Below are 15,501 nucleotides of genomic sequence, written 5' to 3' on the forward strand. Positions count from 1 at the left end.
ACACCTGCACACCCGGCCCGGTGGTGCGGACCACGCCCGGAATCCGCACCCGGAGGACCGTTCCCGCACACCGGAAGAAGGGCCACTATCATGGCGTTCGACCCGACGGAGGAGCTTGTCATGCAGCCTTTCCAGGTCCACATCCCCGATGCCGACATCGAGGAACTCCGACGGCGCCTGACCCAGACCCGCTGGCCCGACCTCGTCGACGTCGGCTGGGAGCGCGGCGCCCCACTGTCGTACATCAAGGAACTCGCCGAGTACTGGCGCGACGATTTCGACTGGCGCGCCCAGGAGAGCCTGATCAACCAGTACCCCCAGTTCACCACCGAGATCGGTGGCGACACGATCCATTTCCTGCACGTGCGCTCGCCGGAGCCGGACGCGACGCCGATGCTGATCACGCACGGCTGGCCCGGTACGCCGTTCGAATTCCTTGATGTCATCGGCCCTCTCACCGATCCCCGGGCCCACGGCGGCGACCCGGCCGACGCGTTCCACCTCGTCATCCCCTCGCTGCCCGGCTTCGGGCTGTCGGGCCCGACGAAGACCACCGGGTGGGACCTGGGCCGGATCGCGTTCGCCTGGACCCAGCTGATGGCCGGGCTCGGCTACGAGAAGTACGTCGCGCAGGGCGGTGACATCGGTGCCTTCACCTCACTGCTGCTGGGGGTGATGGACGCCCCGCACCTGCTCGGCGTGCACGTCAACCTGCTGCAGACCAACCTCAGCGGCGAGCCCGGTGAGGAGGAGACGCTCACCGACGACGACCGCACCCGGCTGGCCCGCTCCGACTACTTCATGTCCCAGCTCGCCGGCCCGATGACGATGCAGTCGATGCGCCCGCACGTGATCGGCTACATGGTGAACGACTCGCCGGTGTCCCAGCTGGCCTACCTGCTGGAGATGTTCCGGTGGTGGGCGCAGACCGAGAAGCTCCCGGAGGACGCGGTGGCCCGCGACCGGATGCTGGCGCACATCTCGCTGTTCTGGTTCACCGCGACGGGTGGCTCGGCCGCGCAGGCGCACTACGAGCTGAAGCCGTACCTGCCCATCAACACCCTGATCGGCCGGTCCCCGACGATCGAGGTGCCCGTCGGGGTCGCGGTCTACCCCGGGGCCCTCTTCCACCCGGTGCGCAGCCTGGCCGAACGGGACTTCAAGCAGATCGTGCACTGGAAGGAACTCGAGCGGGGCGGCCACTTCTCGGCCATGGAGGAGCCGGACCTGTTCGTGGACGACGTGCGGGAGTTCGGCCGGACGCTGAAGAGTCTCTGACCCCACGGTCACAGCGACGGGGCGGACCTCCCGGTCCGCCCCGTCGCGGCACCACATCGGCGAGAAGCTCGCTCGCACCACGTGTCCGGCTCGTGCATCCACGGGAAAGGTGACCCCCACCGTGAGCCCTCGCAAGCTTGACCCGCAGGCCCGCGCCACCCTGCTGGAGATCGCCGCCCGGCTCCTGGCCGTGGAGGGTCCGCGGGCCCTGTCGGCCCGGCGCATCGCCGCCGAGGCCGGAAGCTCGACCATGCCGCTGTACAGCCATTTCGGCCGGATGGACGGGCTGGTGCGGGAGATCGTGCGCGAAGGGTTCGTGCGCATGGACCAGTACCTCGAGGCCGTCACCCCGTCCGCGGATGCGGTCGCGGACATGTGCACGCTGGGCCGGGCCTACCGGCGCAACGCGATCGTCAACCGCCACCTCTACCAGGTCATGTTCGGCGCGGACACGCTGACCGGGTTCAGCCTCACCGACGACGACCGGCAGCGCGGGCGTTACGTGCTGATCCACGTGGTCAACTGCGCCCAGCGGTGCATCGACTCCGGGCGGTTCCGGCGCGTCGAGGCCGAGACGGTCGCCCACCAGATGTGGTTCGCCACCCACGGTCTGGTCTCGCTCGAGCTCGGTGACTACCTGATGGCGCCGCTCGACGCCGACCGGGCCTTCGAGTCGCAGCTCGAGGCTCTGATGATCGGCGCCGGCGACCAGCCCGAGGCCGCGATCCGCTCGGTCGAGACCTCCCGCCGCCGCACCTTGCTGGAGGTCCAGGGGGTCGGTCCGCAGGCCAGCACCGGCTGAGACCCCCGCCGCAGGGCGGTTTCGCCGGGCTCAGGCGGGATGCGGGACCTGCACGGCGAACGGTGCCGGCAGAACCGGGGGATCCAGGGGCGATGGCGGTCTCAGGCGAAAGTGCCGTGCCGGTGTGCTCTTTCCTGGTGTCACCTCCAGCTGGCCTCCGGACCCGAGCACCGGGCGGTCGTGCGTGGGCGACCCGCCACGGGCCGAGGCGAGGGAGAAGAGGTGCCACCGGCCGGCCGGCACGTTCTCGATCCGGAACCGGCCCGGGCCGGGCAGCACGGTGCAGGCGACCGGCACGCTCCGGGGCGTCGGCTCGGGAAAGGCGCCCACGAACACGGTGCCGGCCAGATCGACGGAACACTCGAGCTGGCCGGTGATGTCCTGGGCGGCACCGAAAGACGGCGGGGGCGGGGCCAGGACGAGCGTGCGGTAGCCGTCGTTCGCCCGGAACTCCCGCGGGGGCATGCCCACGTTGTGCTTGAACTGGGTGCTGAAGGTCCCGCTGCTGGAATATCCCACCAGCGTGCCGATGTCGGTGACGCTCAGGCCGCTGGTCAGCAGCAGCCGCTTGGCCTCGGCCAGGCGCAGGGCGCGCAGGAACCGCCCGGGTGGGATGCCGGTGACTTCCTGAAAAACGCGGTTGAAGTGGAACTTGCTGAACATCGCGATCTGGGCCAGCTGGGCGTTGGTGAAGGTTCTCCCGACGTCCGCCTCCATGGCCCGTACCGCCAGTGCGATCGAATCGACGGTTGAGAGCCTCATCGCCGTCCCCCTCGGCTGATACGTGACCCAAGCCCGGCTCACGCCCCCGGATATCACATAACAGGTGTCATTCTACTTGCGGGTCGCCGGTGGGGCAATGCACCGGCAACCGCTCACCGACGAGCATCAGGCCGGTGAACGAGGAGGCCGCCCCGCCTCGGGACCCACCACGGAATCGAGGCCGCACGCTCTGATCATCCGAACGAGTTCGCCGTCGCTGCTGGTGATTTCCAGCCTGGCCCCCACCCGCTTGAGAGCGAGGGAGAGCCGGGCCACCGCCTCGATCACCGCAAGATCGGTGACCGTGCCCGTGGGCCAGTGGATCACCATCGTCGTCGGCGATTCGTCGGTCATGACGATGCAGACGGACGTGGGCCCGGCAATTCATCGGTGCCCGGGGTCGCGGCCCCGAGGAACCGGTCGGCGGACGCGCTCATGTCGGCAGCCCGGCCCGCCGGGAGCGACGGGAGAGCGGCGCCGGCTCGACGATCACCCGGGCCACGCGCAGCATACGCTCACGCACCGGTGCCTTCGTCGCGGTCCGGATCCGGGTTCTCAGGATCGGCAGGCCTTCACCGCTCAGCCCGGCCAGCCCGGCGGGGCGCCCGGCCATGGCCAGGACCAGGTCCTCGGCGCTGCCGGTCACCACCGGGCCATCTCCGTGACACCATCCGGTGTCATGGGCGGTCAGGCGGAGCCCGCTCAGCCGCGATCCCACCGCGTAGCCGGGGACCGGACGCTGGGCCAGGTGGTCGAAGGCGATGTGCAGCGCGGGTTCTGGGATCGTGCGCCGGATGCCCAGCGGGCGGCGGATGTCGAGGTCGTGGAGCACGACGTCGGCCAGGACGGGGTCGTACCCGGAGAAGGGGATCGTGCACGTCGAGCCCGCCCGGCGACGCAGGTCCCCGACCAGGGCGCGATCGTCCCGGCGCGCCGCCCGTCGGGTCAGGATCAGGTTCCAGCGGTCGAGATCGCCTGCGGTGAGTGCGATTCCCAGGTAGATCTTGGGCTGGGCCAGACGCAGGTACGTCGTCAGGTGGGCGGCCACCTCATGGATGGTCCAGGCCGAGCACAGGCTGGGCAGCGCCATGTGCTCCGGCGGGAGGGAGGCCAGGACGTCGGCCACGGCCCGGCGCTGCTCGACGAGGAGGTCGTGTACCCGCATACGTCGAGAGTAGGCCGGGCGCGGGCCGCAACCGTCTTGTCAGGAGCGGCCCGCGCCCGCGCCGGGCGCTACTGGGGGGCGTTGCCGTGCTTGCGCTCGGGCCCGGTCAGGCGCTTGCCGGACAGCATCTCCAGCCCGGCGGCGATGGCGGCCCGGGTCAGGGCCGGGTCGACGATGTCGTCGACCAGTCCGCGCTCGACGGCGAAATCGGGGCTCATCATCGTCTCCTGGTACTGCTGGGCGAGGCTCGCACGCAGGCGCGCCGGATCGCCGGCCGCGGCCATCTCGCGGCGGTGAACGACGTTGACGGCCGCCTCGGCGCCCATCACCGCGACCTCGTTGGTCGGCCACGCCAGCGCGAGGTCGGCGCCGATCGAACGGGAATCCATGACGATGTACGCACCTCCGTAGGCCTTTCGCAGGATGACCTGGATCCTGGGCACGGTCGCCTCGCAGTAGGCGTACAGCAGCTTGGCACCCCGCCGGATGATCCCCCCGTGCTCCTCGGAGACCCCCGGGAGAAACCCCGGGACGTCGACCAGCGTCACCAGGGGGATGTTGAAGGCGTCGCAGAAGCGGACGAAACGCGCGGCCTTCTCGGCGGCCTCACCGTCCAGCACCCCGGCCAGCACCAGGGGCTGGTTGGCGACGGTGCCCACCACCTGCCCGTCGATGCGGCCGAGGGCACACAGGACGTTCGTGGCCCAGTTCTCGTGCACCTCCATGAACTCGCCGTCGTCGAGGATCTCGGCCAGGACGAGCCGCATGTCGTACGGCTGGGCCGGGTCGACCGGGACGATGTCGGCCAGCGCCGGGCGCAGGTCGGCGACGGCGTTGCGCGGCGGTTGCGCCGGTGGCAGTTCCAGGTTGTTGGCCGGCAGCAGCGACAGCAGGTAGCGCACCTCCTGCAGCGCGCTCTCCTCGGTGTCGCACACGAAGCTCGCCACGCCGGAGACCGTGCCGTGCACCTGCGCGCCGCCCAGCTCGTTGTGGGTGACCTTCTCGCCGGTGACCGCGGCCACGACGTCCGGCCCGGTCAGGTACATCTGAGAGGTCTCGCGCACCATGAACGTGAAGTCGGTCAGGGCCGGGGAGTACGCCGCTCCGCCCGCGCACGGCCCGAGCACGACGCTGATCTGGGGAATGACCCCGGACGCCTGGACATTTCGCCGGAAGATCCCCCCGAACCCGTCGAGGGCCAGGGCACCGTCCTGGATCCGGGCCCCGCCGCTGTCGTTGAGCCCGATCAGGGGTGCGCCGACGCGGACGGCCAGGTCCATCAGGTGCTGGATCTTGGACGCGTGGGCCGGTCCCAGGGAGCCACCGGAGACCGTGAAGTCCTGCGCGTAGACGAAGACCTTGCGCCCGTCGACGGTGCCGGATCCCGTGACCACCCCGTCGGTGTGGGGCCGCTTCCCGTCCGGGCCGGGCGCCCGCCGGTACAGGCCGAGCTCGGTGAAGGAGCCGTCGTCGAGCAGCAGGGCCAGGCGCTCCCGGGCCGTCAGCTTGCCCAGCCGGTGCTGACGCTCGACGGGGCGGGCCTGGCCGGTCTCGATCCGGCTGCGCAGCTCCTGCCGCCGGGTGCGCACCTGCTGCATGGTCGGCCGGACGGGCGACGGCGGGCTGAGGGTCTCGGGCGGGGGCGGTGAAACCACCGGCCGGGGGCGGCGGTTGACGTCCGGTCTGACCGGCGCGGGCAGAAGAATCTCGCTCATGGCCCTCCTTACTGGCGTCTGATCAGCCTTCAGCTTGGACCGGCCGGTCACCGCCAACGTCTCCTGAAATGCGTTGGTTGAGCGGCAAATGCGATAACCATGTTGGATAACCACGTCATCCGTGCGACAATCCGGCGGCTGTCTCCCGTGGTTCCCGGCGGACGGCAGAAAGCCCGGGACACCACAGCCGTCGTGCGGCTGAAGGTCCCGGGCGTCGCTGCGTGCCGTGCCGGGGTGCTGCCGGGGTGCTGCCAGGGTATTGGTGGGGTGTTGCTGGGAGGCTAGGCCGGGGTGGCCTGCGGTGCCGGGGCCCCGGCGGTCGCCGGGCGGGAGGTGACGCCGTAACTGGTCATGAGCTCACGGCGTTCCTTCCACAGGTGGGTCAGGGCGAAGACGAAGATGGTGGAGCCGATCACGTTGGCCACGAAGTGCCACCAGATCCGGTAGGTCCATAGGCCCGGCCCCGGATCCATCAGCCCGAACCAGGTCGACAGGCCGATCGCCTTCTGCGCCCCGAAGGCGATCGAGAGCGTCAGCACCAGGTGCTCGATGCCGTGGATTCCCTGCATCCACACGCCCATACGGCCCCAGCGGCGGCTTCCCAGACCTCGCGCGACCAGCGGGCGGGTCAGGACCACCACGCCGGCCAGGCCCGCCAGGAAGATGGAATTTCCCACCAGGTGCAGGATTTCCATCCCCAGGCTCGGTTTGCCGGCCGGGCTGCCGACCAGGGAGCCGAAGCCGTTGGACAGGCCGTTGCCCCAGGGCGTCATCCACGGTTTGGTCTCGGGGTGCCCGACCCAGTAGCCGACCTGGGCGAAATGCTCTCCGGCGTGCCCGATCTGGCCGACCGCACCGATGACGACCACACTGGTCGCGCCCCAGAACTGCCAGGGGCGGGCGCCGTGGCGCTGGGCGCGGTACAGCACGAGCACGGCCGCCCACATCGCGATCATCCACCAGAGCAGCCCGACGGCGCCGAGAACGTCCCAGCCCGTGGCCGTGGTTCCCATGTCCATGGACATGGGCATGTTCTGCATGTCTTTGTGCACCGGTCTACCCCTCTGCGGCTGCGGCGGGGCCTGGCCGGCGCGCATCGGGCCGCACGTACCCCTGGGCGATGATGACTTTCGCGTGCTCGTCGTACAGCGCGCGGCCCTCGGGTGCGAAGGTGCCGAGCCCGTCGACGTAACGGTTGAACATGCAGAACGCGGCCGCGATCAGCACCGTGTCGTGGAGCTCGAGGTCGGTGGCGCCTTCCTCGCGGGCAGCGGTGATCAGCGCGGTGGTGACGGTGCGGCCGCCCGCCTGCACCGCGCCCGCAATCCTCAGCAGGGCCTTCATTTTCGCGGAGACCGGGGCCGAGTCGAGGTCGGCGTGCACCTGGTCGACCAGGTCCCAGCCGGCCTCGAGCTGCGCCGCCGCGAAGGCGGAGTGGGAGGTGGAGCAGAACTGGCACTCGTTCAGCCCGGAGACGTAGGCCGCCAGCAGCTCACGCTCACCCCGGCTGAGCGGATGCGGTTCGCTGCGAAGCAGGGCTTCTGCCAGTGCGTTCAGGGGGCCGGCCGTCTCGGGCCGGTACTGCATGGGCCCCCGGACGCCGGGAAATTCCTTCTCGTCGACGCCTAGGTCGATGTGTGCCACGTGATCAGGCTCCTCGTCTGCCCGCCGCGTACAGGCATCGACCGCGAACTGGTATCGACCGCGAACTCCGACACCTGCCGAATGCTGAACCAGCGCGTTGTCCCATGTGCTCCGGCGAAGCTACCAACGGTGTGTCGGCGCTGTGAAGGCTCGTCCCGCAACACCGCATTCTGGAAGAAGTACCGCCTCGTCCGAGGCGGGCGGCCGGGCCGCCGGGCCGCCGGATCCCGGACGACGGCCCGGCAATGGGCTCCGCCGAACGACTTTCACCGTCGGCGAGCGAGTCTCGCTCAGGCGACCAGGGACGCGCTGCGCTCCCACAACTCCTGGGCGAGCACCGCGTCCTCGATCTGGGGGTTGGTCTTCTTCGGCACCCGGTCGACGACGTAGTAGGCGCCGGACTGCCAGGTCTGCCCGGGCGTCCCGTCGATGTAGTGGGCCAGCGTGCGCCCGCCGACCTCGGGAGCGGCCAGGAAGCGACGTCCGAGCCAGGTCTGCCACAGGAACCGGGTGGGGCTGCTGGTGTCCGAGCCCATGCTGGTGGCCACGTTGCCCGGGTGGAAGCTGACCGCGTTCAGTCCCTGGTCGTGGTAGCGGCGGTGCAGTTCCCGGGTGAACAGGATGTTCGCGAGTTTGGCGTCACCGTAGGCCTTGTCGGCCGTCCACCTCCGCTCGTTGCCGAGGTCGTCGAGGTCCAGTCGTCCGAAGATGCGGGACGCCTCGCTCGAGGTCTGCACGAGGGTCGCCTTCGAGGCGAGGAGGGTGTCGAGCAGCAGGGTGGTCAGCAGGAACGGCGCGAGATGGTTGACCTGGAGGGTCTTCTCGAATCCGTCGCCGGTCCGCTCGCGCCGGAAGTTCTGCCCGGCGTTGTTCGCGAGCACGTCGATGCGGGGGTAGGCCTCGCGCAGTTCGGCGGCGAGCCGGCGCACCTGGGCCAGCTCGGTGAAGTCGGCCAGGTGCCGGGGTGCGCCGAGCTCGTCGGCGATCGCGTTGGTGCGCCGGGGGTTTCGCCCGACGATGACGACGTTCTCGCCCTGGCCCCTGAGGCGGCGGGCGGCCGCGGCCCCGATGCCGTCGCTCGCGCCGGTGATGATGATGGTTCGGCTGGTCATGGCCGCTAAGCTAAATCCTCACACGGACGTAAGATTCAAGTGGCTGTGACGCACGGCACGAAGGGGTCAGCGTGAAGATCGGGGAGCTCGCCGAACGGGCCGGTGTCAGCGTGCGCTCGCTGCGCTACTACGAGGAGCAGGGGCTGCTCACGAGTGAGCGCAGCCCGGGCGGGCACCGGCAGTACGCCGAGGGCGACGTCGACCGGGTGCTGTATCTGCAGCGGCTCTACGCGGCGGGGCTGTCGAGCCAGACGATCCTGTCGGTGATGCCGTGTCTGCTCTCGCCGAGCGAGGCGACCAACGAGGCGGCCTTCGCGCACATGGTCGAGGAGCGCGACAGGCTCAGGGCCCACATCGCCGGGCTGACCCAGACGCTGGAGTCGCTGGAGGAGCTGATCACGCTGAACCGCCGCAGCCGCGGGCGGCTGGAACGGTAGAAGGGGCAAGGCCGGAAGGTACATCTCCCATCGGGACATGGGCTCGGGAAAGAAGTCTCCCTGCGGCCGGTGCACGATTGACCGGTCGTGGCGTCAGGACACGAAAGCTTGGCTTCGCGCAGGGAGACCATCTGCGGCTACAGGTCAAGGGCGCGGCCTGCGACCGAGGTGGGACAGGTGCCTTCTGTGCGACGATTTCCGGCTATGTCGGCTGCGGTCAAGAGCGATGGGAACGGCAGATGCATGACGCGCTGAGGGCAGCGCTGGAACCTGTCCTTCGGGACGTGCGAGAAGCGTCAGACCTGACGGCTGACATTGATGAATCTCTCGCGGATCCGGATGATGGAGAGCAGCCCTGGGTGTGGTTCCGGATTCTGCGGGCGGGAACTCGCGTGGGGGTCGATCCCTGGGGTGTCCCGGTCGAGAACGTGGCCGGTATCGCGGAGGAGGTGCAGGACGCGGTGATCGAGACCTACGGCGATCGTGGTACGCCGCGTCCGTGGCCTGCGTGTCCGTTGCACCAACAGAAGCACAAGTTGCTCGTGGCGATCGTCGAAGACCCCGCTCCTCACGCTGCCTGGGTGTGCACCCGCGAAGGTGGGCAGCGAGAGGTCTCAGAGGTCGGAGGATTGTCCGGTCTTCGTTGAGGTGGAATGTTGAGGTGGAATGGGGTGGCTGCGAGACCTCGCCGTGCGGACGGCGCGCTAGTCGAGCACGGCGGTGACCTCGATCTCCACCAGGTGCTCGGGAATGTCGAGGGCGGCCACGCCGATCAGGGCGGCGGGTGCCTGCACGGTGATGCCCAGACGGGCGGACGCACGCTCGACGCCTTCGAGGAAGAGCGGCATCTGGTCGGGGATCCAGTTGGCGACGTAGGCGGTCAGGCGCACGGCGTGGCTGAAGTCCGCGCCGGCCGCGGCCAGGGCGGTGGCGGCGTTCAGGTAGCTCTGCTCGACCTGGGCGGCGAGGTCGCCCTCACCCACGGTGGTGCCCTCGGCGTCCCAGCTCACCTGCCCGGCCACGTAGACGGTCTTCGACCCGGTGGCGACGGCGACGTGCCGGTAGACGGGGATCTGCGGGAGCCCGGCGGGGTCGATCAGCTGCACGGCCATGGTGCGGTTCCTCTCGTGGTCTCTTGTGGTGACTCGGAAACCGTAGGAGAGTGTGCGCTGAACTGGAAGAACGCACTTTTCCGAAACCGAGGAACCTTCAGGTGACCCAGCAGATCGCCGGTATTCCCGCCGACGCCGACATCTCCCGCGCCGACTCCCTGGCCCGCGAGATCTTCTCCGACGTGGCCAACAAGTGGGCGCTGCTGATCATCGAGACGATCGGTGACGGCACCCTGCGTTTCAGCGAGCTGCGCGACCGGGTCGAGGGCATCAGCCACAAGATGCTCACGCAGAACCTGCGCATGCTCGAGCGCAACGGCCTGGTGACCCGCACCGTGCACCCGACCGTCCCGCCCCGGGTGGAGTACACGCTCCTGGAGGCCGGGCAGGCCCTGCGCGCCACGGTCGACCTGATGTGCGAGTGGACGCAGTACTACCTGAGCGACATCGAGTCCGCCCGCAGCCGCTACCAGGCCTGACCCCTCACGCGTTCTCCGGCGCGGTCAGGGCGCACAGCCGCTGCCGGGTCTGCTCGATCACCGCCTGCTGGGCGTCCAGCCGGTCGGCGACGGCGTCCAGCTGCGCGCGCAGGCCGGGGCACATCCGCAGCTGCACCCGGTCCCGGTCCGACCCGATGCACTCCAGGTACTCGCGGATGGTCGCCGTCGCCAGACCCGCCGCGATCAGCGCCCGGATCTTCGCCACCCGCGCCACGTCGGACTCGGCGTACACCCGGTAGCCGTTGCCCCCGCGCGTGGGCACGAGCAGGTCGCAGTCCTCGTAGTGCCGCAGCGAGCGCGTGCTCGCCCCCGTCCGTGCGGCGAGCTCACCGATCAGCACCGTGCCCCCTGACGTCGACCTTCGCACCGTCCTGTTCCGGGCAACCGGCCGGCGGGACGCGATCTTCCACGACGTCGGCACACCGATCCGGGTGCCCGGCCGCGCGGGCCCTCACGCGGGGGAGACGAGCACGACCGTCGTGCCGGGTACACACCCGGCGGCGTGCCGGGTGTGCACGGCGGGCAGGTCCGTCAGGGGCACCCGGCGGGCGACGTCGATGATCAGCTCGCCCGTGCACACGCGAGCCACCAGGTCGGCCAGCTGATCGCTGTCGTTGCGCGGGGCCAGGGAACACTCGAAGAGGCCGGAGACATCGGTGAGGTGCCGGCCGAGGGGCCCCGGCGCGTCCGTCATGTGCGGGGTGGTGGGCGCGAGATCGAGGACGGCGTGGACCGTTTCGCTGCCCGTGCCCCCGGCGTCGTCGAGGGGGAGAACGAGAACCTCGTCGGCACCCCCCGCCCGGACCCGTCCCGCGCCGCCCGGTGTGGCCGTGGCGATCACGTGAGCCCGGAGCTCCTTGGCCAGCTGCACGGCGTACCCGCCGGCGGCCCCGTCCGCGCCGTGGATCAGGACCCGCTGCCCGGCCCGCGGGCGGCCGTGGCCGTGGCCGAACACCGCCTGCCAGGCGCTGAGCCCGGCGAACGGCAGCGCCGCCATGTCACTCAGCGGACGGTTCCGCGGGGCCCCCGTCAGCACGTCGGCCGGTGCGATCACGAACTCCGCCGCGGCCCCGGGCGCGCTCAGCGGCAGGAGCCCGACGACCCGGTCGCCCACCGCGACGCTGTCCACCCCGTCTCCCAGCGCGTCCACCATTCCCGCCACATCGACCCCGGGGGTGTGCGGCAGCTGAACGGGAAGTGCCGTGTGACCGGCGCGGATGCGCGCGTCGAGGGCGGTGAACGACGTGGCGGCCACCCGCAGGCGAACCTCGCCCGGGCCGGGCACGGGAATCTCGACCTCCTCGAGACGCAGCACCTCCGGGCCACCGAACTCGTGAAAACGCACTGCTCTCATGGCGGGAACCTGCTTCCGGACGTGGTGGAGACTTCTCCCAACGTCGCAGGTCACGTCGTGCCGGGCCTGGGCCGGACTGGCCCACCCTCCCGGACGACGTACCTCACCAGGCACACTGGCACCGTGGAGCAGTTCGAGTTCGGCGCCGCCGTGCGCCAGTTGCGAGAGGGTACATCCCCCGAGTCCGTGGGGCTGCCGGTCGGCGGTCGACGCGTGCGCGGACTGCGGCGTGAGGAACTCGGCGACCTCGCGGGCATGTCCGCCGACTATGTGCGCCGCCTCGAGCAGGGCCGCAGCCACCCCTCCGCCGGCGTGGTCAACGCCATCGCCCGAGCCCTGCGCGCCGGCCGGGCCGACTACGAGAGGCTCTGCGCGCTCGCCGGATACGCGGCCGCGAGCGGTCAGGTGCCGACCGACCTCGGGCCCGGCGCGCTGCGGCTGCTCGAGCGTTTCCCCGACACCCCGATGTTCGTCTCCGACGCGGCCATGAACCTGATCGCCGTCAACAGCGCCTTCCTGTCCCTGGAGCACTGGGACCTCACCGGCGACCGCTGGGACTGGAACGTCGCCTGGCGCACCTTCTGCGACCCGTTCAACGGGTTCCGGCAGTCCGCGGCCGACGCCACCGACCACGAGGCGATCCTCGTCGCACGCCTGCGCGGCGCCGTGCTGCGCTACTCCTCCGACCGGGCGCTCGCCGAGCTGGTCGACGAGATGCGTACCCACAGCTCGATGTTCGACACCCTGTGGCGTGAACCCCGGCCGGTCAGCGCCTACGAGAGCAGCGCGACGTTCGTTCACCCGGACGGCGAGGCGGTCACGCTGGTGGGGAACCTGCTGGCCATCCCGGGTGACGACCTGGCGGCCCTGATGCTGACCGCGGCCCCCGGTTCGGCCGACGCGTCCCGGCTCTCGGAGATGGTCGGGTCCGCCTCCGGGCCCGCGGTCGTGAGGGTGGGCCAATCCGGCCCAGGATGATCGCGGGGGAACCTGAGACGTTGGTCGACGTCACCCCGGCGGCACCATCACGAGAGCAGGTTCTCCCCATGAAGGCAGTACGTTTCCACGAGGTCGGCGGTCCCGAGGTCCTTCGCTACGAGGACGTCGAGCTGCCCACCCCCGGCGCCGGTCAGGTGCGGGTCAAGGTGGCGGCCTCGGCGTTCAACGCCGCCGACAACGGCATGCGGGCGGGTTTCCTGCCGATCCCGGTGGTGCTGCCGCACGTGCCCGGCTACGACGTCTCGGGCACCGTCGACGCGCTCGGCGACGAGGTCGAGGGGCTGCGAACGGGGGACGCGGTGGTCGGGTTCCTGCCGATGGAGCGGGACGGCGGGGCGGCCGAGTACGTGATCGCCCCGGCCTCGGCCCTGGTCGCCGCCCCCACCACCGTTCCGCTGGCCGATGCGGCCGGGCTGCCCTCGGTCGCGCTGACCGCCTGGCAGGCCGTGTTCGACGACGGTGACCTGAAAGCCGGTCAGCGGGTGCTGATCAACGGTGCCGGTGGCGTGGTCGGCAAGTACGCGATCGCCCTGGCCGGGCGGGCAGGTGTGCACGTGGTCGCGACCGCCACCTCCCGCAGCGCCGAGGCGGTGCGGGCGGCCGGCGCCGACGAGATCGTCGACTACACCACCACGGACCTGCTGACCGCGCTCGACGAGCCGGTCGACGTGCTGATCAACCTCGCCCCGATCGACCCCGAGCGCTTCACCGCGCTCGTGGCCCTCGTCCGCGACGGCGGCAAGGTCGTCAGCACCACGGCGTTCATGGCGACCCCGAGCGACGAGACGCGCGGCGTCACCGCGGCGACCGTGTTCGTGCTGCCGAACCGCGAGCGTCTGACCGAGCTGGTCTCCCTCGTCGACAAGGGGGAGCTGACGATCGAGGTCACGCGCCGCATCCCGCTGGCCGAGCTGCCGGCCCTGCACGCCGAGGCCGCCGCCGGGCGGATCGCGGGCAAGGTCGTCGTGCTGGCCTGAGTCACCCGGCCAGGCCGTCATCAGCCTGTCAGGTCGTCATCACCCGGCCAGGCCGTCATCAGCCTGTCAGGTCGGACGAGACCGCCCAGAGGCGGGTGGCGAGGTCAGGGTCGAGCGCCCACTGCATGACCCCGTGAGGGTGCTGGGCCAGATCGGCGTCGTCGGGCACGGTGTAGGCCTCCCGGCAGTCGTCGAGGTAATGGCCGCCGGTGCGGGCGAATTCCGGCAGGAGAGCGGCGACCAGCGTGGTCGCCGCTCCCTGCCCGACGGTCTTGTAGGTGAAGACGCCCGCGGCCTCGGCGGCGTCCAGCGACGCCTTCTGCCGGGGGGTGAAGTGCCGTTGCAGGCCGGTGGCCACCCCGCCGGGGTTGACCGTGTTGGCGACGATCCCATCGTCCCGCCAGAGCCGGGTCGCCTCGACGCCGAACAGGGAGTTCGCCGTCTTCGACCGGGCGTAGGCCAGCTGCGGATCGTAGGGCCGCCGGTCGAACTGGAGATCGTCGAAGTCGACGCCGCTGCGCATGTGCGCCGTGGAGCTGAGTGTGACCACGCGCGCCCCGCCGCGTTCGTGAGCTCCCCGGCGCAGCGCCGGGAGCAGGCCCGTGGCCAGCGCGAAGTGCCCGAGGTGGTTCGTGGCCAGCTGCAGTTCCCACCCACGCGACGTGCGCCGCGGCCCGCCGGTGACGACACCGGCGTTGTTGATCAGCAGGTGCAGGGGCTGGTCCCAGGCGGCGACGAACCGGGCGATGGACGCCGGGTCGCTCAGGTCGAGGAACCGGACGGTGGCGTTCAGGCAATCCGTGGCGGCGGCCTGACCGGCGGCGACGTCGCGCACGGCGAGGGTGACCGCGGCACCGGCACCGGCGAGGACCCGGGCGGTCTCGGCCCCCAGGCCGGACGAGGCGCCCGTGACGATCGCGCTCACCCCGGTGAGGTCGTGCCCGCGAGCGACGTCGGTGGCCGTGGACGTGGCCGAGAACGACGTGGTGATGAGAGGAGCCATGAGCTGACTATACAAAGACTGCATATTGCGTCTAGTTGGTAGCGTGGACGCATGCCGTCAGCCGACCACGCATCCGAGCCCGCCGTCGGCGACGCCGCCCGCCGTGAGGCGGTGCTGCAGTCGGCGCTGCAGACCTTCGGGCGCTACGGCTACCGCAAGACCTCGATGGACGACATCGCCCGCGAGGCGCGCATCTCCCGGCCCGGCCTGTACTTCCTGTTCTCCTCCAAGAGTGGCCTCTTCCGCGCCGCCGCCGACCGCGGGATCAACGACGACCTGGACCAGGCCGCCCAGGCGCTCGCCACCGCCTCCCGCTCACCGGCCGAGCGGGTCCTGGCAGCGTTCGACTGCTGGGCCGGCCGGTACGTCGGGCCGATGCGCGACGTGACCGCCGTCCTCGAGGGCAACCCCGATCTGCTGGGGCCAGCTGCCCGCAGCGGCCCGGAGCGGTTCGAGCACCTGCTGACCGCTGCCCTGGGCGAGGCCGGCATCACTGCGGCGCAGGCGGTGGCGCAGACCCTCATCAGTGCCTCGATCGGCATCAAGCACCAGGTCGCCACCCGGGAGGAGTACGGCACCCGGATGGCGACCGCCATCGGCCTTCTCGTGCCTGACCCCACGGCCGGTTGACCGGCGAGGAC

19 protein-coding genes are annotated in these 15,501 nt (G+C 70.7%); 8 read left to right on the top strand and 11 right to left on the bottom strand.

The window, feature by feature from the left end; translation table 11 throughout:
- Window positions 1-120 precede the first annotated feature (120 nt).
- Together J2S57_RS27135 and J2S57_RS27140 are read left to right on the top strand one after the other, a co-directional pair.
- The gene (locus J2S57_RS27135) at window positions 121-1,278 is read left to right on the top strand and encodes an epoxide hydrolase family protein (RefSeq protein ID WP_307248085.1); all 1,158 of its coding nucleotides are present in this window, start codon (window positions 121-123) and stop codon (window positions 1,276-1,278) included.
- Window positions 1,279-1,399: 121 nt separating this feature from the next.
- The gene (locus J2S57_RS27140) at window positions 1,400-2,080 is read left to right on the top strand and encodes a TetR/AcrR family transcriptional regulator (protein WP_307248088.1); all 681 of its coding nucleotides are present in this window, start codon (window positions 1,400-1,402) and stop codon (window positions 2,078-2,080) included.
- A gap of 30 nt (window positions 2,081-2,110) precedes the next feature.
- Here J2S57_RS27140 and J2S57_RS27145 read toward each other — a convergent pair whose 3' ends face one another.
- The 7 genes from J2S57_RS27145 to J2S57_RS27175 all read right to left on the bottom strand — a co-directional run bounded on the left by J2S57_RS27145 (window position 2,111) and on the right by J2S57_RS27175 (window position 8,478).
- The gene (locus J2S57_RS27145) at window positions 2,111-2,842 is read right to left on the bottom strand and encodes a helix-turn-helix transcriptional regulator (protein ID WP_307248090.1); all 732 of its coding nucleotides are present in this window, start codon (window positions 2,840-2,842) and stop codon (window positions 2,111-2,113) included.
- Between the two features lie 126 nt (window positions 2,843-2,968).
- Window positions 2,969-3,196 (bottom strand): hypothetical protein, encoded by a 228-nt coding sequence (locus J2S57_RS27150; RefSeq protein ID WP_307248093.1) that lies wholly within the window; start codon window positions 3,194-3,196, stop codon window positions 2,969-2,971.
- A gap of 79 nt (window positions 3,197-3,275) precedes the next feature.
- The gene (locus J2S57_RS27155; protein WP_307248095.1) at window positions 3,276-4,007 is read right to left on the bottom strand and encodes a maleylpyruvate isomerase family mycothiol-dependent enzyme; all 732 of its coding nucleotides are present in this window, start codon (window positions 4,005-4,007) and stop codon (window positions 3,276-3,278) included.
- Between the two features lie 68 nt (window positions 4,008-4,075).
- A complete protein-coding gene (locus J2S57_RS27160; RefSeq protein WP_307248097.1) occupies window positions 4,076-5,722 on the bottom strand; it encodes an acyl-CoA carboxylase subunit beta in 1,647 nt (548 codons plus the stop codon).
- A 281-nt stretch (window positions 5,723-6,003) separates the two neighbouring features.
- On the bottom strand, window positions 6,004-6,747 hold the full coding sequence (locus J2S57_RS27165) for a DUF6008 family protein (protein WP_307248099.1): 744 nt from the start codon (window positions 6,745-6,747) through the stop codon (window positions 6,004-6,006).
- Between the two features lie 31 nt (window positions 6,748-6,778).
- Complete coding sequence (locus tag J2S57_RS27170; protein WP_307248101.1) at window positions 6,779-7,366, bottom strand: carboxymuconolactone decarboxylase family protein; 588 nt, start codon at window positions 7,364-7,366, stop codon at window positions 6,779-6,781.
- A gap of 290 nt (window positions 7,367-7,656) precedes the next feature.
- Window positions 7,657-8,478 (bottom strand): SDR family NAD(P)-dependent oxidoreductase, encoded by an 822-nt coding sequence (locus tag J2S57_RS27175; protein WP_307248103.1) that lies wholly within the window; start codon window positions 8,476-8,478, stop codon window positions 7,657-7,659.
- A 71-nt stretch (window positions 8,479-8,549) separates the two neighbouring features.
- Here J2S57_RS27175 and J2S57_RS27180 point away from each other — a divergent pair, with 71 nt between their 5' ends.
- Together J2S57_RS27180 and J2S57_RS27185 are read left to right on the top strand one after the other, a co-directional pair.
- On the top strand, window positions 8,550-8,915 hold the full coding sequence (locus tag J2S57_RS27180; RefSeq protein ID WP_307248105.1) for a MerR family transcriptional regulator: 366 nt from the start codon (window positions 8,550-8,552) through the stop codon (window positions 8,913-8,915).
- 239 nt (window positions 8,916-9,154) lie between these two features.
- Entirely contained in the window at window positions 9,155-9,562 is a 408-nt protein-coding gene (locus J2S57_RS27185; protein WP_307248107.1) for a DUF8819 family protein, read from the top strand.
- A 57-nt stretch (window positions 9,563-9,619) separates the two neighbouring features.
- Here the strand turns inward: J2S57_RS27185 and J2S57_RS27190 are convergent, their stop codons facing one another.
- Window positions 9,620-10,027: a RidA family protein gene (locus J2S57_RS27190; RefSeq protein ID WP_307248109.1), complete on the bottom strand. Its 408-nt coding sequence runs from the start codon at window positions 10,025-10,027 to the stop codon at window positions 9,620-9,622.
- A gap of 101 nt (window positions 10,028-10,128) precedes the next feature.
- On the opposite strand from J2S57_RS27190, the gene J2S57_RS27195 reads away from it, so the two are divergent.
- Entirely contained in the window at window positions 10,129-10,506 is a 378-nt protein-coding gene (locus tag J2S57_RS27195; RefSeq protein ID WP_307248111.1) for a winged helix-turn-helix transcriptional regulator, read from the top strand.
- A 4-nt stretch (window positions 10,507-10,510) separates the two neighbouring features.
- On the opposite strand, the gene J2S57_RS27200 is transcribed toward J2S57_RS27195, so the two are convergent.
- The gene (locus J2S57_RS27200) at window positions 10,511-10,867 is read right to left on the bottom strand and encodes a MerR family transcriptional regulator (protein ID WP_307248113.1); all 357 of its coding nucleotides are present in this window, start codon (window positions 10,865-10,867) and stop codon (window positions 10,511-10,513) included.
- Between the two features lie 111 nt (window positions 10,868-10,978).
- Window positions 10,979-11,881: an NADP-dependent oxidoreductase gene (locus J2S57_RS27205; RefSeq protein WP_307248114.1), complete on the bottom strand. Its 903-nt coding sequence runs from the start codon at window positions 11,879-11,881 to the stop codon at window positions 10,979-10,981.
- A gap of 123 nt (window positions 11,882-12,004) precedes the next feature.
- Here J2S57_RS27205 and J2S57_RS27210 point away from each other — a divergent pair, with 123 nt between their 5' ends.
- Complete coding sequence (locus tag J2S57_RS27210; RefSeq protein ID WP_307248116.1) at window positions 12,005-12,859, top strand: helix-turn-helix transcriptional regulator; 855 nt, start codon at window positions 12,005-12,007, stop codon at window positions 12,857-12,859.
- Window positions 12,860-12,927: 68 nt separating this feature from the next.
- Window positions 12,928-13,857, top strand: a complete 930-nt coding sequence (locus tag J2S57_RS27215) for an NADP-dependent oxidoreductase (RefSeq protein WP_307248119.1) — start codon at window positions 12,928-12,930, stop codon at window positions 13,855-13,857.
- Between the two features lie 58 nt (window positions 13,858-13,915).
- Here the strand turns inward: J2S57_RS27215 and J2S57_RS27220 are convergent, their stop codons facing one another.
- Window positions 13,916-14,860, bottom strand: coding sequence for an SDR family NAD(P)-dependent oxidoreductase (locus tag J2S57_RS27220; protein ID WP_307248121.1), 945 nt, complete (start codon window positions 14,858-14,860; stop codon window positions 13,916-13,918).
- A gap of 51 nt (window positions 14,861-14,911) precedes the next feature.
- Here J2S57_RS27220 and J2S57_RS27225 point away from each other — a divergent pair, with 51 nt between their 5' ends.
- A complete protein-coding gene (locus J2S57_RS27225; protein WP_307248123.1) occupies window positions 14,912-15,490 on the top strand; it encodes a TetR/AcrR family transcriptional regulator in 579 nt (192 codons plus the stop codon).
- Window positions 15,491-15,501 lie beyond the last annotated feature (11 nt).

Origin of the sequence: Kineosporia succinea, from assembly GCF_030811555.1 — a bacterium.
Taxonomy (GTDB): domain Bacteria; phylum Actinomycetota; class Actinomycetes; order Actinomycetales; family Kineosporiaceae; genus Kineosporia; species Kineosporia succinea.

Coding starts and splice junctions, on each gene's coding strand:
- J2S57_RS27225 (WP_307248123.1), top strand. CDS start 14,912: ATGCCGTCAGCCGACCACGCATCCGAGCCCGCCGTCGGCGACGCCGCC.
- J2S57_RS27185 (WP_307248107.1), top strand. CDS start 9,155: ATGCATGACGCGCTGAGGGCAGCGCTGGAACCTGTCCTTCGGGACGTG.
- J2S57_RS27135 (WP_307248085.1), top strand. CDS start 121: ATGCAGCCTTTCCAGGTCCACATCCCCGATGCCGACATCGAGGAACTC.
- J2S57_RS27150 (WP_307248093.1), bottom strand. CDS start 3,196: ATGACCGACGAATCGCCGACGACGATGGTGATCCACTGGCCCACGGGC.
- J2S57_RS27145 (WP_307248090.1), bottom strand. CDS start 2,842: ATGAGGCTCTCAACCGTCGATTCGATCGCACTGGCGGTACGGGCCATG.
- J2S57_RS27220 (WP_307248121.1), bottom strand. CDS start 14,860: ATGGCTCCTCTCATCACCACGTCGTTCTCGGCCACGTCCACGGCCACC.
- J2S57_RS27175 (WP_307248103.1), bottom strand. CDS start 8,478: ATGACCAGCCGAACCATCATCATCACCGGCGCGAGCGACGGCATCGGG.
- J2S57_RS27165 (WP_307248099.1), bottom strand. CDS start 6,747: ATGTCCATGGACATGGGAACCACGGCCACGGGCTGGGACGTTCTCGGC.
- J2S57_RS27190 (WP_307248109.1), bottom strand. CDS start 10,027: ATGGCCGTGCAGCTGATCGACCCCGCCGGGCTCCCGCAGATCCCCGTC.
- J2S57_RS27215 (WP_307248119.1), top strand. CDS start 12,928: ATGAAGGCAGTACGTTTCCACGAGGTCGGCGGTCCCGAGGTCCTTCGC.
- J2S57_RS27160 (WP_307248097.1), bottom strand. CDS start 5,722: ATGAGCGAGATTCTTCTGCCCGCGCCGGTCAGACCGGACGTCAACCGC.
- J2S57_RS27155 (WP_307248095.1), bottom strand. CDS start 4,007: ATGCGGGTACACGACCTCCTCGTCGAGCAGCGCCGGGCCGTGGCCGAC.
- J2S57_RS27205 (WP_307248114.1), bottom strand. CDS start 11,881: ATGAGAGCAGTGCGTTTTCACGAGTTCGGTGGCCCGGAGGTGCTGCGT.